This is a genomic window from Aeromonas sp. s9 (assembly GCF_040907765.1).
In the GTDB taxonomy this organism is placed as follows: Bacteria; Pseudomonadota; Gammaproteobacteria; order Enterobacterales; family Aeromonadaceae; genus Aeromonas; species Aeromonas caviae.
Genome location: NZ_JBFOCK010000100.1, coordinates 43676 through 67797 on the forward strand (window position 1 = coordinate 43676; position 24122 = coordinate 67797).

The 24122-nt window shown below is 63.3% G+C and carries 18 protein-coding genes; 8 read left to right on the forward strand and 10 right to left on the reverse strand.

What is annotated here, in order from left to right; all coding sequences use genetic code 11:
- Positions 1-51 precede the first annotated feature (51 nt).
- From AB5Y54_RS19170 to grpE, 8 genes are all read right to left on the reverse strand, one after another.
- Positions 52-1062 (reverse strand): substrate-binding domain-containing protein, encoded by a 1011-nt coding sequence (locus AB5Y54_RS19170; protein WP_041213247.1) that lies wholly within the window; start codon positions 1060-1062, stop codon positions 52-54.
- 27 nt (positions 1063-1089) lie between these two features.
- The gene (locus AB5Y54_RS19175) at positions 1090-2505 is read right to left on the reverse strand and encodes a sucrose-6-phosphate hydrolase (protein WP_069785325.1); all 1416 of its coding nucleotides are present in this window, start codon (positions 2503-2505) and stop codon (positions 1090-1092) included.
- Positions 2505-3869, reverse strand: coding sequence for a sucrose-specific PTS transporter subunit IIBC (locus AB5Y54_RS19180; RefSeq protein ID WP_041214803.1), 1365 nt, complete (start codon positions 3867-3869; stop codon positions 2505-2507). The genes AB5Y54_RS19175 and AB5Y54_RS19180 overlap by 1 nt, the downstream gene beginning before the upstream one ends.
- Positions 3870-3952: 83 nt before the next feature.
- Positions 3953-4912, reverse strand: coding sequence for an aminoimidazole riboside kinase (locus AB5Y54_RS19185; RefSeq protein WP_368154212.1), 960 nt, complete (start codon positions 4910-4912; stop codon positions 3953-3955).
- 111 nt (positions 4913-5023) lie between these two features.
- A complete protein-coding gene (locus tag AB5Y54_RS19190) occupies positions 5024-6514 on the reverse strand; it encodes a carbohydrate porin (RefSeq protein WP_201933477.1) in 1491 nt (496 codons plus the stop codon).
- 265 nt (positions 6515-6779) lie between these two features.
- Positions 6780-7916: a molecular chaperone DnaJ gene (dnaJ, locus tag AB5Y54_RS19195; RefSeq protein WP_010673647.1), complete on the reverse strand. Its 1137-nt coding sequence runs from the start codon at positions 7914-7916 to the stop codon at positions 6780-6782.
- A gap of 254 nt (positions 7917-8170) precedes the next feature.
- Positions 8171-10099 (reverse strand): molecular chaperone DnaK, encoded by a 1929-nt coding sequence (gene dnaK, locus AB5Y54_RS19200; RefSeq protein WP_368154199.1) that lies wholly within the window; start codon positions 10097-10099, stop codon positions 8171-8173.
- A 284-nt stretch (positions 10100-10383) separates the two neighbouring features.
- The gene (grpE, locus tag AB5Y54_RS19205) at positions 10384-10959 is read right to left on the reverse strand and encodes a nucleotide exchange factor GrpE (RefSeq protein ID WP_029314044.1); all 576 of its coding nucleotides are present in this window, start codon (positions 10957-10959) and stop codon (positions 10384-10386) included.
- A 264-nt stretch (positions 10960-11223) separates the two neighbouring features.
- Here grpE and nadK point away from each other — a divergent pair, with 264 nt between their 5' ends.
- Positions 11224-12108, forward strand: a complete 885-nt coding sequence (gene nadK / locus AB5Y54_RS19210) for an NAD(+) kinase (RefSeq protein WP_010673644.1) — start codon at positions 11224-11226, stop codon at positions 12106-12108.
- Between the two features lie 24 nt (positions 12109-12132).
- Here the strand turns inward: nadK and AB5Y54_RS19215 are convergent, their stop codons facing one another.
- Positions 12133-13290 (reverse strand): GGDEF domain-containing protein, encoded by a 1158-nt coding sequence (locus AB5Y54_RS19215; RefSeq protein WP_368154201.1) that lies wholly within the window; start codon positions 13288-13290, stop codon positions 12133-12135.
- A 306-nt stretch (positions 13291-13596) separates the two neighbouring features.
- On the opposite strand from AB5Y54_RS19215, the gene recN reads away from it, so the two are divergent.
- From recN to AB5Y54_RS19250, 7 genes are all read left to right on the forward strand, one after another.
- The gene (gene recN / locus AB5Y54_RS19220) at positions 13597-15261 is read left to right on the forward strand and encodes a DNA repair protein RecN (protein ID WP_042014248.1); all 1665 of its coding nucleotides are present in this window, start codon (positions 13597-13599) and stop codon (positions 15259-15261) included.
- A 471-nt stretch (positions 15262-15732) separates the two neighbouring features.
- Entirely contained in the window at positions 15733-16173 is a 441-nt protein-coding gene (locus tag AB5Y54_RS19225; RefSeq protein ID WP_049636816.1) for a universal stress protein, read from the forward strand.
- A gap of 194 nt (positions 16174-16367) precedes the next feature.
- Entirely contained in the window at positions 16368-17531 is a 1164-nt protein-coding gene (locus AB5Y54_RS19230; RefSeq protein ID WP_113069947.1) for an efflux RND transporter periplasmic adaptor subunit, read from the forward strand.
- Positions 17528-19552, forward strand: a complete 2025-nt coding sequence (locus AB5Y54_RS19235; protein WP_041213255.1) for a MacB family efflux pump subunit — start codon at positions 17528-17530, stop codon at positions 19550-19552. The genes AB5Y54_RS19230 and AB5Y54_RS19235 overlap by 4 nt, the downstream gene beginning before the upstream one ends.
- Entirely contained in the window at positions 19549-20922 is a 1374-nt protein-coding gene (locus AB5Y54_RS19240) for an efflux transporter outer membrane subunit (RefSeq protein ID WP_201997330.1), read from the forward strand. The genes AB5Y54_RS19235 and AB5Y54_RS19240 overlap by 4 nt, the downstream gene beginning before the upstream one ends.
- Positions 20923-21054: 132 nt before the next feature.
- Positions 21055-21861 carry a siderophore-interacting protein gene (locus AB5Y54_RS19245; RefSeq protein WP_041214796.1) on the forward strand — a complete coding sequence of 269 codons (807 nt, stop codon included), beginning with the start codon at positions 21055-21057 and terminating at the stop codon, positions 21859-21861.
- Between the two features lie 250 nt (positions 21862-22111).
- Positions 22112-23218 carry a 3-deoxy-7-phosphoheptulonate synthase gene (locus AB5Y54_RS19250; protein ID WP_128274167.1) on the forward strand — a complete coding sequence of 369 codons (1107 nt, stop codon included), beginning with the start codon at positions 22112-22114 and terminating at the stop codon, positions 23216-23218.
- 470 nt (positions 23219-23688) lie between these two features.
- Here AB5Y54_RS19250 and AB5Y54_RS19255 read toward each other — a convergent pair whose 3' ends face one another.
- The gene (locus tag AB5Y54_RS19255; RefSeq protein ID WP_010673634.1) at positions 23689-24096 is read right to left on the reverse strand and encodes an H-NS family nucleoid-associated regulatory protein; all 408 of its coding nucleotides are present in this window, start codon (positions 24094-24096) and stop codon (positions 23689-23691) included.
- Positions 24097-24122 lie beyond the last annotated feature (26 nt).

The window sequence follows — 24122 nt, forward strand, 5'->3', positions numbered from 1 at the left end:
AAGCCCCGCCGGACCCGGCGGGGCTTTTCACAGGAAAGGGAAGCCGTGTGCCTAGCGGCGGCTGCGCCAGCGCACCCTGGGGTTAATGACCTGGGCGGTCTGGGCAGGGGGATTGCCCGCGATGAGTTGCTGCATCATCTCGAAGGCGGCCCGGGCCAGGGCCGGGCAATCCTGGGCCACGGAATCGATGCGCATGGGGATGCAGTCGAGCAGATCGTGATCGTCGAAGGTACACAGGCGCATGCCGGTCTCCATCAGTTCCGCCTCGTTGAGGTAGCGCAGCACCCCCTCCAGCAGGGTGAAAGAGGCGGTAAAAAGCCCCTTCGGCGGTGCCCCGAGTTCGTCCACCAGCTCAGACATCAGCTGATAGCCCGAGCTCGGCTGGTAGTCACGGTGGCGGACCCGGTCTGAAGTGGCCTCCAGCCCGGCCCGGTGCAATCCGAGCTCGTAACCCGCCAGCCGGTGGCGGCTGGGGGAGAGATCCAGCAGACCGCCGAAGTAGTAGATCTCCTCCCCGCAATCCTCGGCCATATCCTGCACCAGCTCGGCGGTAGCCTTGCAGGCGTCCGAGATCACCATGGGCAGGCGCGACTCACCGATGTGGCGGTCGAGCTGCACCACCGGCAAGCGGTCGTGGATGCGGGCATAGATGTCGTCACTGTGGCCGCTGGAGGCGACGATGAGGCCATCCACCTGACGGCTGATGAGGTTGTCCACCACCCGCTGCTCCAGGGTGGGATCATCCTCGGAGCAGGCGATGAGCAGCTGGATCCCCGCCTCCCGACAGCGGGCCTCCAGGGCACGGGCGATGCTGGCGAAGCCGAAGTTGGTGAGGTCGGGGATCACCAGCCCCCAGGTGTAGCTGCGCACCTCCCGCAGGGAGCGGGCGTGGATGCTCGGCTGATAGTGGCACTCGTCCGCCACCGCCTGGATCCGCTTGCGGGTATCGTCGGCGATGCGGTATTCCGCACTCTTGCCGTTGAGCACCAGACTGGCGGTGGCCTTGGAGACCCCCGCAAGCGTGGCTATCTGGGCAATCGTGATCCGTTTCTTCTTCTCCACCTGACCTCCCGGCACACTGAGACCGGGCTATTGTACTAGGCAGGTCGCCAGCGGCCAGTGATCGAGGCAAATTTTGCTGCCATCACCACCGCAACGTGCGGAAAGTACTGGGTTTTCGCCGGGGAAGTAACGGGTCGACAAGCTCTGGCGCCCGCCATCGACGAAGCACTCCAGGCTGGAGCGGTCACACAAGACGGTGATCTTGCCCCCAAGCCAGGGGGCGCTTCGCTCCTCCCACTCCCCGCTCTGCCAGTTCTGGCGACGCAGCACAAGACGCCCCGGCTGCCAGCACAGCTCGACCACGGCCCCGAACCCGAGGCGCCCTTCACCGCACAACGCCAGATCGAGCCAGGCCGAGTCGATGGCCAGTGCAGGCAGCTCATCCGGCGCCCCCTCGAAGCGGGTCTGCTCCCCTTTCAGGGCGCCCAGCTCAGCCACCGGCCGCTGGCAGAGCCACTCATCCTGCCAGAACAGCTCCCGCGGGCAGCTCATCTGGTGGATCCAGCCGTGCTCGAGAGTGGGCTGGCTCATCTCGTTCTCCTCCGGCAAGCCCAGCCAACCGAACAGCAGGCGCCGCCCCTGGCTGTCCTGGGTAGTCTGGGGGGCATAGAACTCGAATCCCCGGTCCAGTTCATGGAAAGCCCCGTGGGCGAAATGCGTCCCGTCGAAGTCACCCGCCAGCCAGCCGCACTGGTAGAGGTTGCGATAATCCTCTCCCTGCGGGGCAATCCCCTGCGGGCAGCTGATCAGCACATGGCGATCTCCCAGGGGGAAGAGGTCCGGGCACTCCCACATATAGCCAAACTCCCCGAGACCGCCGCGCCCGCTGCCGGCGATGGAACCCACCAGCGTCCAGGCATCCAGGGTGTCACCGCGATAGAGCAGCACCTCACCCCGATCGTCCAGGGTGCGGGCCCCCAGCACCATCAGCCACTGCCGACCGTCGTGCCACACCTTGGGGTCGCGCACATGGCCGCTGTAGCCTGCGGGCAGGTCCAGCACAGGGCCCAGCTTGGCAAAGCCCCCCGCACCGTCGGCGCGGGCCAGACACTGGTAGGCGGTGCGGCTGCCGTCCGGGTATTTGACGTTGCCGGTGTAGATAAGGGTCAGACTCCCCTGCTCGTCGCTCACCGCCGAGCCCGAATAGCAGCCGTGGCTCTCATAGGCCTCGGTGGGCAGCAGCGCCACCGGCTCGTGCTGCCAGTGCAGCAGATCGGTGGAGGTGACATGCCCCCAGCCCTTGTTGCGGTGCTCGCAACCGAGCGGGTTCCACTGGTAGAAAAGATGGTAGCGCCCGTCGTGCTCGATGAAGCCGTTGGGATCGTTGAGCAGCCCCACCGGGGCTGCCAGATGCCAGCGGGGCCGATGGGGATCGGCCGCCGCCTTGAGCTGTCCGGCCAGCAGGGACCGGACAACCTGGTTCAGGAGATGGCTTTCCTTCATCACTCCACCTTGTACTTGAGCAGGTAGGAGGCAGCGAAAGCGGCGCCAAAGGCGATCACCAGACCGATGACGTAGTGGATGAGGCTCATGGGCTGGACGATGGCCATGCCCGGGATGCCGGTCAGGCCCACCGCCGTCATGCCGACCTTGGCCGCCACCACGTAGGCGCCGCCGCAGGCCCCGCCGAACAGACCGGCCAGGAAGGGCTTGATGTAGCGCAGGTTGACCCCGAAGATCGCCGCCTCGGTGATGCCGAGCAGGCAGGACATGGCCGCCGGCACCGTGATGGCCTTGATCTTCACATCGCGGGTCTTGAAGTAGACCGCGAGGCAAGCCCCACCCTGGGCCACGTTGGCCATGGCCCAGATGGGCAGCAGGAAGTTGACGCCGATGGCAGGGTTGGCCAGCAGCCCCGCCTCGATGGCGTGGAAGCTGTGGTGGATGCCGGTGATGACGATAAGGGAATAAGTCCCGCCAAACACCAGACCCGCCAGCCAGCCTGCCTGCTCATAGAGGGCGCTCAGACCGAACGAGATGCCATCCCCCAGCACCCGTCCGGCGGGGCCGATGAAAAGCAGCGCCACGAAGCCGGTGATGATGACGGTCAAAAACGGGGTGAGGATGAGATCCAGTGCGTCAGGGATGCGCTTGCGCAGCTGCTTCTCCAGGTGGGACATGAACCAGACCGCCAGGAGCACCGGGAAGACGGTGCCCTGGTAGCCGATCATGGCGACATCCAGGCCGAAGAAATCCATGGTCTTGAAACCCCCGGCCACGCCCCAGGCGTTGGTCAGGGCCGGGTGGGTGAGAATGCCGCCGAGGGTCGCCCCCAGATAGGGGTTGCCGCCGAATTCGCGCGCCGCCGTAAAACCGATGAGGATCGGCAGGATGATGAAGGCTGCCGAGCTGAACATGTCGAGCATGACGAACAGGGCGCTGTCGGCGTTGACCCAGCCGTAGGTGCGCACCATGCCGAGCAGCCCCATCAGCAGGCCGGAGGCGACGATGGCCGGAATGATGGGTACGAAGATGTTGGAGAGGGTCCGCGCCAGACGCTGGGCCACGTTGAGCTTGGCCGTCGCCATGTCGGTCAGCTCCGCCTTGCTGGCGGTGCCGGTCCCGGTCAGGGTGACGAACTCCGCATAGACCTTGTTGACCAGGCCGGTGCCGAAGATCACCTGGATCTGGCCGGCGTTGCTGAAGCACCCCTTGACCCCTTCCAGCTTGTCGATGGCGGCCTTGTTCACCTTGCTGTCGTCCGCCAGCACCAGCCGCAGCCGGGTGGCGCAGTGGGCGGCGCTGACGATGTTCTCCTTGCCCCCGAGCAGGGGCACCAGATCCTGGGCTATCGCACTGATATTCATATTCTTCCTCTTATGACCCGCCACGCTGGCGGGCCCTTATCACATGAGAGTAGGGGCTGTCGAGCCGGGCTTCTAGCCGCAGATCAACAGCCGTCTGCGCCTGATCGCAAAAATTCATCCAGCCGGGTGCGGGTGGGCAGTGCCGTCATCGCCCCCTTGGCGGTGGTGGCGAGCGCCCCGCAGCCGTGGGCCTGAGCCAGAATGGCGGGCAGCTCGGCCAGCGTCGGCAGCGAGGTCCGTTCGGCCAAGGCCGCCAGCAGCCCGGCGACGAAGGCGTCCCCCGCCCCCGTGGTATCGAGTGGCGTCACTTTGGGCCCCACCCACTCCAGCAACTCGCCACCCAGACGGGCCACCACGCCCCCCGCCCCCCGGGTCACCAGCACCAGTGCCGGGCCTGAAAGAGTGGCAAGCCCCGCCGCCAGATCGTCCAGACCGCTCAGCAGTTGCAGCTCCTCCACCGAGAGCTTGACCACGTCTGCAAGGGCCATGGCCTCGCGCACCACGGGCAGCATCTCGGCAGGGTTGCCCCACACCTCTGGCCTCAGGTTGGGGTCGAAGCAGACCCGCCCCCCGACGGCCCGGATGGTCGCCATGGCTTGCAGGCAACTGCTGCGCACCGGCTCGTTGGCGAGCGCAATGGAGCAGGTCAGCAGCCACTGCCCGGCCTGGAAGACCGGCAGATCGGCGGGGCTCAGGAACTGATCGGCGCTCGGGCGCACCATGAAGGTGAAGCTACGCTCCCCCGCCTCATCGAGATCCACCAGCACCGTGCTGGTGCGATGGGCCGGATCCTGGATCAGGTAGCGAATGTCGACCCCCTCCCTGGCCAGGGTCTCCCCCATGAAGCGGCCGAAGGGATCCGCGCCGACCCGGCCGATGAAGGCCGACTCCCCGCCGAGCCGGGCAACGCCCACCGCCACGTTGGCCGGTGCGCCACCCGGACACTTGAGGTAGTGCTGCTCCCCTTCCGGGATCAAGTCCACTACCGCATCCCCCATTACCCACACACGATTCGTCACCTTGTTGCTACTCCACTGCTGCACAGGATTTGCCGGGATCAGCCCCGGGTTCTGGGTCCGCATTATCAGCTAAACCGTTTTAGCTAACCAACAGATCCCGGGGCCGCCTGCCATTTTTGTGATCGGGATAACGAACTAGAACCAGGTTTCCATCTGCACGCCGAAGTTCCACTCGCCCCCGGCGGTGAAGTTGCTCTGGCCCATGGCATCGGAGTTGGCGTAGTTGTCGAGCTCGGAGGACCAGTCCATCCAGGTGGCGAACACCCGAAGCTCGGGCCGCTCGAAGAAACCGGCGGTCTGCGCCTTGAAAGTCGGCGCGAAGGTGAGCTTGGTGAAATCGCCGCTCACCGCCTGACGACCCTTGTAGCCCTTGGGATCGAGGTCCATGTACTGCCAGGTCGCCTCGTAGACCAGCTCGACGTTCTGGCTCAGCACCTGGGCCAGGCGGCCATTGAGGGTCACCCAGCGGTACTCGTCCCCTTTCACGTAACGATCCTGGCTGTGCTCGGCCAGCAGGGCCGGGGCCACACGCCAGCGCGGCGCAAGATCGGTGGCGCCAAACACGGCGACCCGCACCGCATCGGCATCCGGCAGCAGCTCGCTGTCGGAGCCCAGCCCCTTGAGCTCGGCACCCAGACCGTGGCCATACAGCACCGCCGCCTTGGAGAAACCGGGGTTGATGCCAAAGAAGCTGTCGGCGTGGTAGGCCAGCAGGGTGTGAGCCCCCTTGTTCGCCGCTTCGCTGCCCGCGCCGCCGTCATTGATGCGCGCCTCGTTGTCCTTGGCGGAGAGGCCGTTCAGCATCCACTGCCAGTTGCCAACGCGGTTGTTCATGGTGAGGATGTAGCTCTCGATGTCGGAGAGACCGCTCGCGCTGATGTCGCCGTAGTCGCGCCCGTAGAGGGAGAAGTTTGCCTTCCAGCTGTCGGCCAGCTGCACGTCGTAGACGCCGCCGCCGGTGCCGGCCAGGAAGACCACGTCCGAGTCGAGCCAGTGGATGTCGAAGTTGTCCCGGTCAAAGCGCTTGCCCGCCCAGAGCACCGAGTGCTGGAAAGGACCGCTGAAGCTCGCCAGATCGCCGATTTCGGCAAACACCTGGCGGGTGTTGAGGCTGGAATCGCTGGCGGTCCAGTCGTTGCTGGTCTCCACCCCGTCCGCCAGCATCAGCTTGTAGCGGGCCCAGCTGCCATCGTCGAAGGTCTGGGTCTTCAGCAGGTTGGCCTCCATGTAGGTGTCATCCTCGTTGCCAAGGCGACCCACGGCGCCGCCCACCGAGCCGGCCGGGGTGATGTAGGGGCCGCCGCGGCCACCGTTGCCGTTGCCGTTCACCAGCAGGCCCGAGCGGGCATAGCCGTGGAACTCGAAGCCCTGGGCACCGGCAGTCTGCTTGTCCACCTTCTCGCTCTGGGCCTTGGCCACGGCGGCGGTCTCGCGGGCTTCGCTCGCCTTGCTCTGGGCCTCATCGGCCCGCGCTTCGGCAGCGGTGGCGCGCGCCTCGGCTGCCTGCACCCGCGCCTCCAGCGCCGCCAGCCTGGCTTCGATACCACCATCCGCCGCCCACAGCGGGCTGCTCATTCCCAATCCCAGCGCCACGGCCAGCGCCAACTTGCTCTTGAACATCGTCATCGTCCTCACCTGTCTTCTGTCGCCCGTCCGGGCTCTGTTGTTGTTGACAAGCCGAGGATAGCTAAACCGCTTTAGCTGACTCAATATGCCAGCTAAACCGTTTCAGCAGGAGTGTGAGCGGGATAACATTTGTACAGGGGGAATTGGCGGAAGTTGTGAGGAGGATCCCTCATCGGGATCCACTCAATAAGGGGGGATCCAGGCCAGATGGCGGGCAAAAAAAAAGCCGGCACATCCGTGCCGGCTTGGGTAACGCGGGTCGCGTTTATTTGGTCAGGTCGTCGAAGAAGCGTTTCACCCCTTCGAAGAAGCCTTCGGATTTCGGCTTGTGGGTCTTGGCAGCGGCGCCGCTGAAGGAGTCGTCCAGCTGGCGCAGCAGATCTTTCTGGGTCTCGGTCAGCTTGACCGGAGTCTCGATCACCACCTTGCACATCAGATCCCCTACCTGGCCGGAGCGCACGGACTTGACGCCCTTGCCCCGCAGGCGGAACAGCTTGCCGGTCTGGGTCTCCGGGGTCACCTTGAGCTTGACCCGGCCATCCAGGGTCGGCACTTCAATCTCGCCGCCGAGCGCCGCCGTGGTGAAGCTGATGGGCACTTCGCAGTAGAGGTCGTTGCCGTCACGGACGAAGATCTCGTGCTCGCGCACATGAACCTGTACGTAGAGATCCCCCGCCGATGCGCCGGTTTCCCCCGCTTCCCCTTCGCCGGAGAGACGGATGCGATCCCCGGTATCGACCCCGGCCGGGATCTTGACCGACAGGGTCTTGGTCTTCTGGTAGCGCCCTTCCCCATGGCACTTGCGGCACGGATCCTTGATGATCTTGCCGCGACCGTGACAGTGGGGGCAGGGCTGCTGCACCGCGAAGAAGCCCTGGCGCATCTGCACCTGGCCGGAGCCGTGGCAGGTGGGGCAGGTCTGGGCCTGGCTTCCGGTATGGGCACCGGAGCCGTTGCACACTTCGCAGTGGACCTGGGTCGGGATCTTGATCTCCTTGGAGACCCCGCGCACCGCCTCTTCCAGCGTCAACTCCATGTTGTAGCGCAGATCGGCGCCACGGGCCGGGCCGCGACGACCGCCCCCGCGACCACCGAAGATGTCGCCAAACACGTCGCCGAAGATATCGCCGAAATCGGCACCACCGCCAAAGCCGCCGTGGCCGCCACCCTGGCTCGGATCCACCCCGGCATGACCGTACTGGTCATAACGGGCACGCAGGTTCTCGTCGGTCAGGACCTCGTAGGCTTCCTTGACCTCTTTGAACTTCTCTTCAGCCCCGGCATCACCCTGGTTGCGATCCGGGTGATACTTCATGGCCAGACGCTTGTACGCCTTCTTGATCTCGCGCTCGTCGGCACCTTTCGACACCCCGAGCACTTCGTAGAAATCGCGCTTCGACATACTCATCCTGTTGCTATATCAGCAGTTACGCAGACGGGCGTTGGTTACCCAACGCCCGTAAATTCATTGACGAATCTGCTCACACTCTTACTACGAAGCCGTGATCAAGGCTCATGTGCTGCTCGGAATCCTCACGTATATCTATACGCTCCGGTTCCTGCGCTGCTCTTTACCTTGCTGACGGCCTCTCGCGACAGACCGTGAACAGATTCTGAGCCGATGGGCGAAGCGGACTTCGCCCATCCGGGTCGGGCTTACTTCTTGTCGTCTTTCACTTCTTCGAACTCGGCGTCGACCACGTCGTCGTCAGCCTTGGCAGAAGAGGAGGACTGACCGGCGTCAGCACCGGCGGCGCCTTGCGCCTGAGCCTGCTGCTGGGCAATTTCCATCAGCTTCTGGGACGCTTCCAGCAGAGCCTGCTGTTTGGCTTCGATGGCAGCCTTGTCGTCACCCTTGATGGCGGATTCCAGCTCGCTCAGGGCAGCCTCGATCTTGGTCTTCTCGTCGGCAGGCAGGGCTTCACCGGCTTCGGTGACCTGCTTGCGCACGGAGTGGACCAGACCGTCAGCCTGGTTGCGGGCCTGCACCAGCTCTTCGAACTTCTTGTCCTCGGCCGCGTTGGCTTCGGCTTCGCGTACCATGCGTTCGATCTCGTCATCAGACAGACCGGAAGAGGCCTGGATGGTGATCTTCTGCTCCTTGTTGGTCTCCTTGTCTTTGGCGGAGACGTGCAGGATGCCGTTGGCGTCGATGTCGAAGGTCACTTCGATCTGCGGCAGACCGCGCGGTGCCGGGCGGATGCCTTCCAGGTTGAACTGGCCCAGGGACTTGTTGTCGCTGGCGCGCTTGCGCTCACCCTGCAGCACGTGAATGGTCACGGCAGACTGGTTGTCTTCGGCGGTGGAGAACACCTGGGACTTCTTGGTCGGAATGGTGGTGTTCTTCTCGATGAGCGCGGTCATCACGCTGCCCATGGTCTCGATCCCCAGGGAGAGCGGAGTCACGTCCAGCAGCAGTACGTCGGTCTTGTCACCGGACAGCACGGCACCCTGGATGGCAGCACCCATGGCCACGGCTTCGTCCGGGTTGACGTCTTTGCGCGGCTCTTTGCCGAAGAAGTCGGCCACGGTCTTCTGAACCAGCGGCATACGGGTCTGACCGCCCACCAGGATGACGTCGTCGATCTCGCCAACCGCCAGACCGGAGTCTTTCAGGGCGACACGAACCGGCTCCAGGGAGTCTTTCACCATGTCTTCCACCAGGGATTCCAGCTTGGCGCGGGTCACCTTGATGTTCATGTGCTTCGGACCGGTGGCATCTGCTGTGATGTACGGCAGGTTCACGTCGGTCTGCTGGGCAGAAGAGAGTTCGATCTTGGCTTTTTCGGCTGCGTCTTTCAGACGTTGCAGAGCCAGCTGGTCGTTGCGCAGGTCAATGCCCTGCTCGCGCTTGAACTCGTCAACCAGGTAGTTGATGACGCGGTTGTCGAAGTCTTCACCACCCAGGTGGGTGTTACCGTTGGTCGCCAGTACTTCGAAGGTGGTTTCCCCTTCGACTTCGTCGATCTCGATAATGGAGATATCGAAGGTACCGCCCCCTAAGTCATATACAGCAACCTTGCGCTCACCCTTGACCTTGTTGACGCCGTAGGCAAACGCAGCCGCAGTCGGCTCGTTGATGATGCGTTTTACATCCAGACCGGCGATGCGACCGGCATCCTTGGTGGCCTGACGCTGGGCGTCGTTGAAGTAGGCCGGTACGGTGATGACGGCTTCGGTCACCGGCTCGCCCAGGTAGTCCTCGGCGGTCTTCTTCATCTTTTTCAGCACTTCGGCAGAGATCTGCGGCGGTGCCATTTTCTTGCCTTTCACTTCAACCCAGGCGTCACCGTTGTCGGCCTTGGCGATGGCGTACGGCATGATTTTCAGGTCACGTTGTACTTCGTCATCTTCGAAACGACGGCCGATCAGACGCTTGATGGCGAACAGCGTGTTCTTCGGGTTGGTGATGGCTTGGCGCTTGGCCGGCTGACCAACCAGGATTTCGCCGTCATCGGCATAGGCAATGATGGACGGAGTAGTACGGTCGCCTTCCGCGTTCTCGATCACGCGAGCATGGTCGCCATCCAGAATAGCGACGCAGGAGTTGGTAGTACCCAGGTCAATACCGATGATTTTACCCATTTGACGAATCTCCAAATACTTTGAATAAACTGGCGAGGGGCTCGCCTTGATACGTTAACGGCTAGGTGGGGCCTGCCACTGTGGCTTTCAAGCTCCCGGCATCAAATTTTTTGTGCCGCCGTGGCCTTGCAACCTATATGGGGTCTCAAGTCGGCGCTTCAAGTCCGGCCCTGAAAAAACCTGCATACAGGCCACCTGACAGCCAAATGACGCCAGACACGTTTTTTTGGCGCCACATCCAACAAAAAGCCCGCCAAGCGGCGGGCTTGGTGAGAACAGCGTGATCAGTCAGCGGACTTGGAGACCATCACCATGGCCGGACGGATGACGCGGCCGTTGAGCTCGTAGCCCTTCTGCATCACGGCGATCACGGTGTTCGGCGCCACGTCGGCACTGGGCACCATGCTCATGGCCTGGTGGGCATTGGGGTCGAACGGCTGGTTGGTCGGGTCCAGCGCCACCAGGCCGAACTTGGCCACGCCGCTCTGCATGGATTTCAGGGTCAGCTCGACCCCTTCAATCATCGGCTTGAGGGTGTCGTTCTCCTTGTCCGCCAGCTCGATGGCGCGCTCCAGGTTGTCCAGCACCGGCAAGAGCTCTGCGGCGAACTTCTCCAGTGCAAACTTGTGGGCTTTCTCCACGTCCTGAGCGGCACGGCGACGCAGGTTCTCCATCTCGGCGACGGCGCGAATGGCGCGCTCGCGCTCTTCCAGGGAGGCCTGCTGGGCCGCCTCCAGCTGGGCCTCCAGCTCGGCGATGCGGGCCTGCTCGGCTGTCACTTCACTGTCTACATCGGTCGGCTCGACTGGCTGGGCTTCCACTTGCTCCATCGCTTCAACCTTTTGTTCTTCGTGGCTCATGACATCTCCAATATTCAGGGGTTGCGTGTGAGGGTGGCTGGCGTTCAGACAAGCGACACGCGCCAGCAGACCCTGTGTTGGCGCTATTATGGGGACACAGCCCCGGCTTTCAAGGGGAAAAGGGCAGATCGGGCACAATGGCGCCCATCCGCGTGCCAGGCAGCCCCTTTTCGGGGCCGATTGCACCAACCGCCACGGAGGCAGACAAATCCCCGGCAAAGCGCGGTATACTCCCCCCCAAGACTCTCCCAGACCCGATAACCTATGGATTCTCCGTTCAAAACCGTTGCCCTCATCGGCAAGCCCCATCACGAGGGGGCCAACCAGACCCTGACCGGCCTGTACCAGTACCTGACCAGCCGCGGCTTTCGCGTGCTGCTGGAGAGCCGGGTGGCCCATACCCTGGGGCTGCTCGGGGAGAACGTGATGGATCTGGTGCAGCTCGGCGAGCAGGCGGATCTCGCCATCGTCGTCGGCGGTGACGGCAACATGCTGGGGGCCGCCCGGGTGCTGTCACGGTTCGATGTGGCGGTGATCGGGGTGAACCGGGGCAACCTCGGCTTCCTGACCGACCTCTCGCCCCAGGATTATCTGCTGCCCCTGGAGCAGGTGCTCTCGGGTCACTTCAAGAGCGAGCATCGCTTCCTGCTGGAGGCCGCCGTCTATCGCCACGGGGAGCGCAAGTCGAGCAACCTCGCGGTCAACGAGGCGGTGCTTCACCCGGGCAAGATCGCCCACATGATCGAGTTCGAGGTCTACATCGACGGCAGCTTCATGTACAGCCAGCGCTCGGACGGCATCATAGTGGCGACACCCACCGGCTCCACCGCCTACTCCCTGTCGGCAGGGGGCGCCATTCTCACCCCCAAACTAAACGCCATCACGCTGGTGCCCATGTTCCCGCACACCCTGAGCAGCCGCCCCATCGTGCTGGATGCGGACAGCGAAGTGCGGCTGCTGGTCTCGCCGGACAACCAGGACGACGCCATGCAGGTGAGCTGCGACGGCCAGGTCACCCTGGCGGTCCACCCGGGGGACGAGATCCTCATCAAGAAGAGCAGCCACAAGCTGCATCTGGTGCATCCGCTGGATTACAGCTACTTCCACGTGCTGCGCAACAAGCTCGGTTGGGGCAGCAAGCTCTTCTAGCCAGGCAACACCGGTGGCGAGGGTCTACCCCTCGCTGCTTTCGACCAGCCGAGGCGGTGCCTGCTCGAATGCCAGATGCACCCCGTTTCTCCCCGCTTCCTTCACCCGGTACATGGCAGCATCGGCTTTTGTCAGCATCAGTGCCAGGTCAGCCTCGGCACTGGCGCACACGACCCCCATGCTCACCGTGACCCCCTCGCACGGCAGGCAGGCCCCCTGCCGGGAGCCCGTCTCTATCTGACGGCGGATCCGGTCACAGATGTCGCGGGCCATCTGGCCGCTCACGCCCCCCATGATGATGGCGAACTCCTCGCCACCGATGCGCCCCACCAGATCACCCTTGCGTACCTCGGCCACCAGCACCCCGGCCACATAGCGAATGACCTCATCCCCGCAGCCGTGACCAAACTGGTCGTTGACCCGCTTGAAGTGATCGATGTCCAGGACCACCACGCAGCGCGTCTGGCCAGGCGTAGTACCCTCTCCCTGCCTGAAGAGGCCACGCCGATTGAGTACCCCGGTGAGGGGATCCCGCTCCGAGAGCGCCAGCAATGCCTCCTCCGTCTCCACATAGGCCACCAGAGGCAGCAACAACACCGAGCCGATGGTCAGCACCATGTGCATGAAGAAGATGAGATCGAGCCAACCTCCGTCCCCCATCCGCTCTTCGACTCCCAGCAAGATCAGCCCCCCCTGACTCAGCAGGATGGTGAAATGCAGCAGGTAAATGAGCGCCACCACATGGAGCACCCGCTTCTGTTGCCGGCCGAGAGAGACGATGAGGCAGGCGCACCACAGGTACAACATCGACTCCATCAGGGCCAGCACAATGCGCACGGGGGCGAGGCTGGACAGTCCCAGATAGAGCAGCAGCAACACCGCCACGCCTCCCCCCACGGCACGGGGATGCCATGCGCGCTCGTAAAGCGCACAAAAACCGGCGAGCAACAGCAGGATGCTCATGAGCGAGACCAGGCCGCCGACCCGGATGCCCAGCGCCGGATGGCCGCCCAACACCCCCAGACTGAGCAGCAGGATGGAGAGGGAGAAGAGAAAAGCGGAGAGGGACCAGTACAGAAAGTTGCCTCGACCCGGCTTCAGGGAGTGGATGAACAACATGATCAGCCCCGACATCAGGTTGATTGCCAGGGAGATCAGCAGCAGGGTCGGGGTATGGATCATCGTGACGCATCCTTGCGAAGAGGTCTGTGCACAGCCCAGGCTCAACCAGGACTGTTTCGAGTGTGTCTCAACCCGCTACTCACCACAAGAGAGCCCCTCAAGGTGGCTTCTCGCATCGCCTCAGCCCATGCCAGGTACGCAGGTTGATTTTGCAGGCCATCTGATCGGCGTCACACCCATGCCGCGGCCTTGACATCCTTGCCCTCCCCCTGTTTCGCAAAAATCCTCCCTGCCCACTTTACTGTATATAAGACCAGTATATACTGGATGCATAGACAGTAATGTTGACCCATACAGGATGAGACCATGCTGACCCAGCTGACCGTCAACAACTTCGCCATCGTCAAGTTTCTCGAGCTCGATCTGCAACCGGGGATGACCTGCATCACCGGGGAGACCGGGGCGGGCAAATCCATCGCCATCGATGCTCTGGGGCTGTGCCTGGGGGAGCGCGCCGAAGCCAGCATGGTGCGCCCGGGCAGCGACAAGACCGAGGTGAGTGCCCGCTTCCTGCTGGAGGGTAATCCTGCCGCCCGGGCCTGGCTCGCCACCAACGAGCTTGAAAATGACGGTGAGTGCATCGTCCGGCGGGTACTGTCCGCCGAGGGGCGCTCTCGCAGCTATATCAACGGGGTTCCCGTCCCCCTCGCCCAGCTCAGGAACCTGGGTCAACTGCTGGTCAACGTCCACGGTCAGCACGCTCACCAGATGCTGCTCAAACCCGATTACCAGCTCGCCCTGCTGGACGGCTACGCCGGTCATCATCTGCTCCTCGACGATGTACGCCGCCACTACCAGCAGTGGCGCCAGTTGCAAAACGAGCTCAACCGGCTCAAGGCCGAGCAGCAGCAGCGGGAAGCCCGCCGTCAACTCATCGAATACCAGGTGCAGGAGCTGGACGAATTTGCCCTTCAGCCGGGAGAGTTTGAAGAGATTGAAGAGGAGCATCAGCGGCTCGCCAATGGCACCGAGCTGATGCAGGAGTGCGGGTATTGCCTCGATCTGCTCTATGACAATGAAGAGACCACCATCGCCGGTCTGCTGCAGACGGCCGTGGACAGGGCCGAGACCCTGGTCGGCATGGACAGCCGGCTTGGCAACGTGCTCGGCATGCTCAACGAAGCGCTGATCGGCGTACAGGAGAGCCACAGCGAGCTGCGCAGCTATCTCGACCGGCTGGAACTGGATCCAGAGCGCTTCAACGAGCTGGAGAGCCGCCTCTCCAAGGCCATCAACCTGGCACGCAAGCACCATGTCAAACCGGCGGAGCTGGCCCTGCACCATCAGGAGCTGGCCGCCGATCTGGCCCGCCTCAACTCCGACGAGGAGCGACTCGAGGGGATGGAGGACGAGCTGGCCTCGGCCCGCCAGGCCTTCGTGCAGGCCGCCGAGGCCCTGAGCCAGAGCCGCCAGCGCTATGCCGAGGAGCTGGGCGCAAAGGTAAGCGCCAGCATGCACGAACTGGCGATGCCAGATGGCCGCTTCGCCATCGAGGTGCGACCCGATGCCCAGAGCAGCCTCTCGCCCCTTGGCATCGATCGGGTGGAGTTCATGGTCACCACCAACCCGGGTCAGCCCATCCAACCCCTTGGCAAGGTGGCTTCCGGCGGCGAGCTGTCGCGTATCAGCCTCGCCATCGTGGTGATCAGTGCACGCAAGATCTCCACCCCGACCCTTATCTTCGACGAAGTGGATGTGGGGATCAGCGGCCCGACCGCCGCCGTGGTGGGCCGCCTGTTGCGCCAGCTCGGCGAATCCACCCAGGTGATGGTGGTCACCCACCTGCCCCAGGTGGCAGGCAAGGGTCACCAGCACATGGTGGTGAGCAAACACACCGACGGCAAGACAACGGAAACCCAGATGCAGGCGCTCACCCCGGGTGCCCGGCTCAACGAACTGGCCCGCCTGCTGGGGGGCGATCAGATCACCGACAACACCCTGGCCAACGCCCGTGAGTTGCTCGCAAGCTGACCACGGGGCGGGAGGGATGCCCTCCCGTCCATGTCGGCCCTTTCAGATTGACCGTGCCATCATCGCGCTGGCCAGTTGAAACCTCTTGCCGACGGCGCCGGCCTGGTTGACCCATGCCGTGAGCCGCAAGAAAGAACGAGGGGCTGCCCTGGCTAATCCGCGGCACGTGTCTTGATGCTCAGTCTGAACCTGCCAGCCTGGTCATCACCCAGTCGGGTTTCCATCGCCATGGTCAGGACGCCACTCATCTTCGTTGCACTCATTCATATATCGAACGGCCCCACTCCTTCATTTTCCATTCAACTCAGTCTGTTATGATGATGTAAACGGACTCGGTACCTTCAGTTGCCATCGACAGAAGGTGACGCTTGATGCAAACACACCGGGTTCGTTTGAGCTGACATTTCGCGGGAAGGGAGGATGGGAGCGCGCTTCCGCTGTCTGACCCGCACCTGCCAAGGAGAACTGCTTATGAGCCCGACCAATATTGTGCTGTTGCTGGAAGGCAAGGATTACGAGCAGGAGACACTGGCCAAGGCGAGCCGTCTGGCACAAGGGCTGGGCGCCAACCTGACCTTGTTGCACCTGACCCACAGCAGCAAGACCCGTCGCAATAGTCTGTCCCTGTCACAAGAGGAGCGCAGCGCCCAGGGCACCCTGGATGCCAAGGCGATCATCAGTGAACTCATCACCCAGCTGTCTCATCCGGTGGATTACCAGTGCCTGGTGGTGGATGACGTGGTGCCGGATCTCCAGCGCTGGCTGACCGCTCACCCCGCCGACCTCTTGCTGGTCGGCAGCCGTCATCACTGGATGGAGGGCTCGCTGGCCCGTCTGCTCCTCTACAAACTGCCCCTCGATATCCAGATCTGCCACGAGCCTCACGCCGCCTTGCTCAAAGCCGTCGGTTGACACCACAAGACCCGCTCCCTGAGCGGGTCTTCTTGTTTCTGACGCCCCGCCGTCACCCTCCCCCAGCTTGACCTCCTCCACTGCGTCACCGCCAGAACCACACGATTTCTTACACATTGCTCGCTTCTTTTTGAGGGCCATTTGCTGCACGATATGGCCCTTGCACGCCTTCGCTCGTTTCGTTCAGGTGATAAATGAAAGCTCTTCGAAAACCCGGCAAGCTCGCCCTGCTCGCCCTTGTGCTGATCCCTCTCGTCACCTGGCTGGCCTGGCCAGGCAACACACCGGACCCGGTACTGACCGCAACGGTTACCCGACAGGATGTGGAGCAGACGGTGCTCGCCAGTGGCGTACTGCAGGCCATCGAGCAGGTGGATGTGGGGGCTCAGGTCTCGGGTCAGGTCACCTATCTCGCGGTGGAAGCGGGTCAACAGGTCAAACAAGGAGAGCTGCTGGCGGAGATCGATCCCCTGATCGCCCAGAACAACCTCAAGACCGCCGAGGCGGAGCTGGCCAGCCGCCGCGCCCAGCTCAAGATCAAGCAGGCACAGCTCAAACAGAACGAGCTTGCCTGGCGCCGCCAGCAGCAGATGTTTCGGCAGGAAGCGAGCTCTCGTGCGGATCTGGAGAGCGCCGAAGCCCAGCTTGCCGTCACCCGGGCCGAGCTGCAAAGCGCCCAGGCCGACATCGACAACGCCATCATCAAGGTGGAGCGCGCCAAGACAGAGCTCGGCTACAACCGCATTCAGGCCCCCATGGATGGTACCGTCGTCTCCATCGTCACCCGGCAGGGGCAGACCCTGGCCGCCAGCCAGACGGTACCGACCCTGCTCAAACTCGCCAATCTCGACACCATGACGGTCAAGGCCCAGATCTCCGAAGCGGACGTCACCCGTGTCAAGGCGGGCATGCCGGTCTATTTCACCCTGATAGGGGATCCGGATACTCGCTACCACGGTACCCTTCGCACGGTCGAGCTGGCACCCACCAACATCAATGAGCAGACGGCCAGCACCACGGCCACCAACAATGCGGCCATCTACTACTATGCCCTGTTCGATGTGCCCAACCCCGGCCATCAGTTGAGGGTCGCCATGACGACCCAGGTCACCATCGTGCTCGGCGAGCGCAAGCAGGTACTGGCCATTCCCCAGACCGCCCTCGGCAAGAAGACTGGCGACAACGAGTACGAGGTCAGCCTGCTCAAGGCGGGGGATCAGAGAGAGACCCGCCGCATCAAGACCGGCATGAAGGATGACATCAAGATTGAGGTGGTGAGCGGCCTGACCGAGCAGGAGAAGGTGATCCTGGAGCAGGGCAAGCCGGCCCTGCACGATGAAGGGGAGATGGAGCCGTGAGCGAGCCCCTGATCCGTCTCAAGGGCATCGAGCGGCGCTACCAGAGCGGAGAGCACGAAGTGACCGTGCTGCACCCGCTGGATCTCGCCATCGATGCCGGGGAGATGGTGGCCATCGTCGGCGCCTCCGGCTCCGGCAAATCAACCCTGATGAACCTGCTGGGCTGCCTCGATCGCCCGAGCGGCGGCCAGTATCTGTTTCGCGGCCAGGACACCGCGACCCTGGATGCCCTCTCCCTGGCACGGCTGCGCTGCCACCACTTCGGCTTCATCTTCCAGCGCTATCACCTGCTGCCCCATCTGGATGCGGCCGCCAACGTGGAGATCCCCGCCATCTATGCCGGCACTGCCCGCCTTGATCGCCAGGCCCGTGCCCGCACCTTGCTGACCCGCCTGGGACTGCAGGATCGCAGCCACCACAGACCCGGCCAGCTCTCCGGCGGTCAGCAGCAGCGGGTCAGTATTGCCCGGGCGCTCGCCAACGGCGGCGAGGTGATCCTGGCGGACGAACCCACCGGCGCTCTCGACAGCCAGAGCGGCAAGGAGGTGATGACCATCCTCAAGGAGCTGCACGCCCAGGGCCACACCATCATTCTGGTGACCCACGACATGGCGGTGGCAAGCCATGCGGATCGCATCATCACCCTGCGTGACGGGCGGGTAGTGGAGGACAGCGGCCATCGGGCGACCGATGACAACGCAGCCTCACCCTCCCTATCCGGGACGCCGGCCCACCCGCAGCCAGGTGACGGCAGCCAGCTGGCTCCTCCCTCTGTCGGGCAAGATGCACAGAGCACAGGCGCCGCCGTCCGCACCGCAAGCCGGGGCTGGGATCGCTACCGGGAGGCGGGGCGCATGGCCCTGCACGCCATGCTGGCCCATCGCATGCGCACCTTCCTCACCATGCTCGGCATCATCATCGGCATCGCCGCCGTGGTCAGCGTGGTGGCGCTGGGTCAGGGGGCGCGCGCCAAGGTGATCGACGACATCAACGCCATGGGCACCAACACCATCGACATCTTCCCCGGCAAGGACTGGGGAGACGAGAAGGCCGCCAGCATCCAGACCCTGAACGAGCGGGATCTCGACGCGCTGCTCGGCCAGCCCTATCTGGAGGGTGCCAGCCCCCAGATAGCGACGTCGGGCCAGCTTCGCTATCGCAACAAGACCAGCAGCGGCAGCGTGATCGGGGTCGGCAACGACTTTTTCCGGGTCAAGGGGATGACGCTCACCCAGGGGCGCCTGCTCGATGAGCGGGACATTCGAAACCGGACGGCAGTCGCCGTGGTGGATGGCAAGACCATAGAGAGCCTGCTCGGCAAGGTGGACCCGGTCGGCCAGGTGGTGCTGGTCGGCACCCTGCCGGTGCGCATCGTGGGGGTGGTCACCCAGGAGACCGGCTTTGGCCGCAGCAGCCAGTCGGTCAATGTCTGGCTCCCCTACAGCGCCGTAATGAGCCGTCTCCTCTCCCAGCAGCACTTCACCCAGATCACCATCCGGGTCAAAGACGGCGTCCAGCCCGCCCTGGCCGAGCAGGCGGCAGTCGCCCTGCTGACCCAGCGCCACGGCGTGAAGGACTTCTTCACCTTCAGCAGCGACAGCATCGTCAAATCGGTGGAGAAGACCACCGCCACCCTGACACTGCTGGTCTCCGCCATCGCGGTGATCTCCCTCATCGTCGGCGGCGTCGGAGTGATGAACATCATGCTGGTCTCGGTGGTGGAGCGCACCCGGGAGATAGGGATCCGCATCGCCGTCGGCGCCCGCCAGTCCGACATACTGCAACAGTTCCTCATCGAGGCGGTGATGGTCAGCCTGCTGGGGGGGCTGCTCGGTATCGGCCTCGCCCTGCTCATCGGCGCTCTCTTCTCCCTGCTCGTGGAAAGCTTCCAGATGCGCTTCTCGCTCTTCTCCATCCTGATGGCCTTCGGGTGCTCCTCCCTCATCGGGATCCTGTTTGGTTACCTGCCCGCCCGCAATGCGGCCAGGCTCGATCCGGTGGAGGCACTGGCGAGGGAATGACGATGCACAACCTATCAAGGCTCGGGCTAAGCCTGATGCTCACCGCCAGCCTCGGTGCCTGCAGCCAGCAGAGCACCTATCACAGACCCGATCTCGACGTGGCGCCAGCATGGCAGCAGGAGAGCCGGGGTCTCACCGCGCAGCAGGCTGGCCCCTGGTGGCAGGGATTCCAGGATCCCGCACTCGATCGCCTGGTCGAGGCGGTGCTGGCCGCCAACCCGGACATGCGGGTGGCCGGGCTCAAGCTCAAGAATGCCCTGCTCGGCGCCGATCTGGCTGACACCAACCTCACCCCCTCGGTCAGCGCCAATCTCGGGGCCAGCGGCACCAAGAACATGAAAGATGGCAGCGCCAGCAGCAACCTGGGCCCTTCCCTCAACCTCAGCTACGAGGTGGATCTCTGGGGCAGACTGGCCGCGGCAAGGGATCAGGCAAGCTGGGAAGCACAGGCCAGCGAACAGGATCTGGCCGCCACCCGGTTGCTGCTCATCGGCAAGACCCTGGAGCAATACTGGCAACTGGCCTACCTCGGTTCAGCCATTACCCTGGGCACCCAGCAACTGGCCAATCTGGAGCGCATTGAGCGCCTGACCCGCGCCAAATACGAGGCGGGCGCCGTGACCCGACTCGATCTGGTACAGGCCAGCCAGCAGAAGGCAGGCAAGCAGGCGGAGCTCGCCACCCTCACCCAGCAGCGGGCACAGGCGGGCAATGCTCTTCGCCTGCTGCTGGGCCGCAGCAGCGGGCCGCTCGCTGACGCTCCCGACGCCCTGGTAATGGGCCCGATCCCGTCCCTGGCGGCCGGCATTCCCGCCGATGTGCTGGCCCGGCGGCCCGATGTGCGCGCCGCCGAACTCAGGCTGCGCAAGACCCTTGCGAGGGGAGACGAGATCCGCACCGGCTTTTATCCCACCCTGAGCCTGACCGGCGGTGCCAGCACCACCTCGGATACCCTGACCCAAGTGCTGCAAAATCCGGTCGGCACCCTGGGCGCCACGCTGGCGCTCCCTTTCCTCGAGTACAACAAGACCCGGCTCTCCATCGCCAGCGCCGACATCGACTACCAGATTGCCGAAACCGAGTTTCGCAAGCAGCTCTATACCGCGCTGCTGGAAGTGGAGGATGGCCTGGCAGCCCGTCAGCAAGGGGATCAGCGGCTGCGCTATCTGGAGCAGCAGAGGGCCTATGCCCGGGAGGCCGAGAGGCTGGCAGGCGCCCGTTTCCTGGCCGGTGCCACCGGGGTGCAACCCTGGCTGGATGAGCAGAACCGCCTGTGGGATGCCGAGCTCGCCCTGCTGGCACAGCAGCAGACCCAGCTCAACAACATGGCAGGCATCTATCGGGCGCTGGGGGGAAGCGATCGAACCTGACCCAGGCAGAGAGTGTGGTATCGCGATGGACATCCAGAGGAGGTCAATCGCGACCCATTCTGCCCACAAACCAATTGATAATAATTTTCATTTCATCAAGAATGGGCGCCATCATCAGCCAGGAGTATGCCCATGTCTCAACCCGCCCCGGCCAATCGCCCCCGCCTGCTCACCGTCAAGCATGTTCAGGATGTGAGCCCGCACCTGCGCCGAATCTGCCTGACCAGCCCCGAGCTTGTGGACTACCCCTTCAGCTGTGGCGGTGCTCATGTCAAGATCATGCTGCCCCGACCGGATCAGCGCGAGATAGTGTTGCCCACCCCCACCGACAAGGGGCCTCGCTGGCTCGATCCCGCCCAGAAACCCGTCATTCGCACCTTCACCATACGTGCGTTTCGCCGGGAGGCGCTGGAGCTCGACATCGACTTCGCCCTGCACGGCGAGGCCGGCCCCGCCAGTCGTTTCGCCCTGCACGCCAAACCGGGTGACAGGCTCGCCATCTCGGGCCCGGGCGGCCCCGACCCCATGCTGCAAATGGCCGAGCACTATTACATGGCGGGGGATCTCACCGCCCTGCCCGCCATCAGCGCCATGGTGGAAGTGATGCCAGCCCATGCCCTCGGCCATATCGCCCTGCTGGTCCCCCATCAGGACGACGTGCAGGATCTGTCGCTGCCGGCCGGCGTCGACCTGCGCTGGTTCGTGGGCAATCCGGAACAGGCCGCGACCCTGGTGGCGCATTTCACCGCCCAGCCCATGGTCGCAGAGGGAAGCTATTTCTGGTTTGGCGGGGAAGAGAGCCTGGTCGTGCCGCTGCGCCGCCACGTCAGACGCACCCTGAATGCCGAGCGCCAGCGGGTCTACGCAGTCCCCTACTGGCGCAGCGGCAAGGATGAAGACGCCTACCACCAGGACAGGCACGCCGTGATGGACAGCTGACCCCCTCTTTATCTTGTGACTGGCGGGCTTCTTCCCTCGGGGAGCGGCCTGCTTTTGCTGCGGTTCCCCCGCCATCGTTCTCTCTCCCCCCATCTTCGCCTGGCGATTTCATTGCGCTTGCATTTGAGACAAACACCAAGATAATGACAATCATTCTCAACAACTGCGATGAGCCGTGAACCTGTCTGCTCCCAACGGGATGGCGCATACGGGTTCCCCATCGCACACATGCACAGCAAGGTAACTCCAGATGGCAGTTTTGAATTCGGTCATGCGCGCCTTCGCCATAGAGGCGCTCCCCACCCCTGCCGAGCTGCTGGCGCAGCACCCCTGTCCGGCCGACATGGCCCGGCACATCGACAGCCAGCGCCATCAGGCACGCCGGATCCTGGCAGGTGAAGACGATCGCCTGCTGGTCGTGATTGGCCCCTGCTCCATCCATGATCCCGTCGCGGCCCTGGACTATGCCGGACGGCTGGCACGGCTCGCCACCGCCTATGAAGACAGCCTTCAGATAGTCATGCGCGCCTATTTTGAAAAGCCGCGCACCACGGTGGGCTGGAAGGGGCTGGTCTTCGATCCGCACCTGGACGGCAGCAACGACATCAATCGGGGATTGCATCTGGCACGCCAGGTGCTGCTCGACATCAATGGACTGGGGCTCGCCACCGCCACCGAATTCCTCGACACCACCAGCTTTCTCTATCTCGCCGATCTCGTCAGCTGGGGCGCCATCGGGGCACGCACCACGGAGTCTCAGGTTCACCGGCAATTGGCCTCCGCACTGCCCTGCCCCGTGGGATTCAAGAACGGTACGGACGGCAATATCCGGGTCGCCATCGATGCCATCCAGGCCAGTACCGCCTCCCATCTCTTCACCGCCCCCGGCAGCCAGGGCGGCATGGTGGTGATCAAGAGCGAAGGCAATCCCGACGGCCATATCATTCTGCGTGGCGGCACCCTGCCCAACTACCACCAGAGCGATGTGGCGGAGGCAGCAGACCGCCTCACCCGTCAGGGACTCCCCCCTCGCCTGATGGTGGATTGCAGCCATGGCAACAGCCAGAAGCTGCACACGAACCAGCTGAAGGTCGCCAAAGAGCTCTGTCGCCAGCTGAGCGAAGGGAGCCAAGCCATCGCCGCCGTCATGGTCGAGAGCTTCTTGCTGGGGGGAAACCAGAAACCGGCTCCTCTGGGTGAGCTGCAATACGGTCTGTCAGTGACCGATGCCTGCCTCTGCTGGGAAGAGAGTGAACACCTGCTTGCCATACTGGCAGAGGCGGTCCAGGCCCGTCGCCGCACCCGGAGAAAATACGCACACACCGTTCAGTCTGAACTCGGACAACCCGTCATCTAGCATTCGGTTTATTTGTTTGCCACCAATCCGTGTCTGCCTCATCCGCACGTTGTCCGGCATCGTGCGGATATATCGCAGAAGAGCGGTGTCAAACAGACCATAAATAGGGGGGATAAATTAATAGGCGGTGGGCGTCATGCATCAGCAAGAAAAAGTGACGGGCCGCTCAGGCGTACAGATGAGTATCCACCGCCGCTATTTCATTCTGTCACAGCAGGTATCCATGTTCGTTTCTCACAAGGGACGAAGAAAAACGGGCTGTATGAGTCCTCAATGCGTATAAGTGGCGAGGTGGCGTGGAAGATGATGCGCCACCTTTATTGGACACATGATGGTTATGGCTATTCCAGACGAGGCTCTCCAATTAACCGGAGTAACCTGCGCAATTGGGTTTTACTGCGACATCATCTGAACTCTGAAAATAATAATGCCGCCCTGCAGGCGGCATTATCGAGAATCGGATCCGGCGATCAGATCAGGAAATCGTTCAGATCCTTGCCCAGCGCAACTTGCTCGGCGATGGCCTTGGGCATACGACCCTGACCGGTCCAGGTCTTCTCCTGACCGTCTTCCTGGTACTTGTACTTCGCAGGACGGGGAGCACGCTTGCTCTTGGTGGTGCCCGCCGCAGCCGGAGCCGCCACGCTGCCGATCAGCTCACGGGGATCGATACCAGCCTGTTGCAGCATTTCGGTGAATTCATTCAGTTTGCGCTGACGCTCTTCCTGTTCGGCGCGTTCCTGTTCAACGGACTCGGCACGCTCGTTATATACCAGGTCAAACTTTTCTTTCGCTTCTTGCAGTTGCTCAAACGGCAGTTCACGAATGGCAGCGCGCAAGCTGCGAATGTTCAGCAGAACCTTCAGAAACTCGTTCATTACTTCCTCACAGAATTATTTTTGTA

What these genes read in the sequence shown, in the direction of transcription:
- AB5Y54_RS19175 (WP_069785325.1), bottom strand. Translation starts at nt 2,505, where the DNA reads ATGAAGGAAAGCCATCTCCTGAACCAGGTTGTCCGGTCCCTGCTGGCC.
- AB5Y54_RS19180 (WP_041214803.1), bottom strand. Translation starts at nt 3,869, where the DNA reads ATGAATATCAGTGCGATAGCCCAGGATCTGGTGCCCCTGCTCGGGGGC.
- AB5Y54_RS19190 (WP_201933477.1), bottom strand. Translation starts at nt 6,514, where the DNA reads ATGACGATGTTCAAGAGCAAGTTGGCGCTGGCCGTGGCGCTGGGATTG.
- dnaJ (WP_010673647.1), bottom strand. Translation starts at nt 7,916, where the DNA reads ATGTCGAAGCGCGATTTCTACGAAGTGCTCGGGGTGTCGAAAGGTGCC.
- dnaK (WP_368154199.1), bottom strand. Translation starts at nt 10,099, where the DNA reads ATGGGTAAAATCATCGGTATTGACCTGGGTACTACCAACTCCTGCGTC.
- grpE (WP_029314044.1), bottom strand. Translation starts at nt 10,959, where the DNA reads ATGAGCCACGAAGAACAAAAGGTTGAAGCGATGGAGCAAGTGGAAGCC.
- nadK (WP_010673644.1), top strand. Translation starts at nt 11,224, where the DNA reads ATGGATTCTCCGTTCAAAACCGTTGCCCTCATCGGCAAGCCCCATCAC.
- AB5Y54_RS19215 (WP_368154201.1), bottom strand. Translation starts at nt 13,290, where the DNA reads ATGATCCATACCCCGACCCTGCTGCTGATCTCCCTGGCAATCAACCTG.
- recN (WP_042014248.1), top strand. Translation starts at nt 13,597, where the DNA reads ATGCTGACCCAGCTGACCGTCAACAACTTCGCCATCGTCAAGTTTCTC.
- AB5Y54_RS19225 (WP_049636816.1), top strand. Translation starts at nt 15,733, where the DNA reads ATGAGCCCGACCAATATTGTGCTGTTGCTGGAAGGCAAGGATTACGAG.
- AB5Y54_RS19230 (WP_113069947.1), top strand. Translation starts at nt 16,368, where the DNA reads ATGAAAGCTCTTCGAAAACCCGGCAAGCTCGCCCTGCTCGCCCTTGTG.
- AB5Y54_RS19240 (WP_201997330.1), top strand. Translation starts at nt 19,549, where the DNA reads ATGACGATGCACAACCTATCAAGGCTCGGGCTAAGCCTGATGCTCACC.
- AB5Y54_RS19245 (WP_041214796.1), top strand. Translation starts at nt 21,055, where the DNA reads ATGTCTCAACCCGCCCCGGCCAATCGCCCCCGCCTGCTCACCGTCAAG.
- AB5Y54_RS19250 (WP_128274167.1), top strand. Translation starts at nt 22,112, where the DNA reads ATGGCAGTTTTGAATTCGGTCATGCGCGCCTTCGCCATAGAGGCGCTC.
- AB5Y54_RS19255 (WP_010673634.1), bottom strand. Translation starts at nt 24,096, where the DNA reads ATGAACGAGTTTCTGAAGGTTCTGCTGAACATTCGCAGCTTGCGCGCT.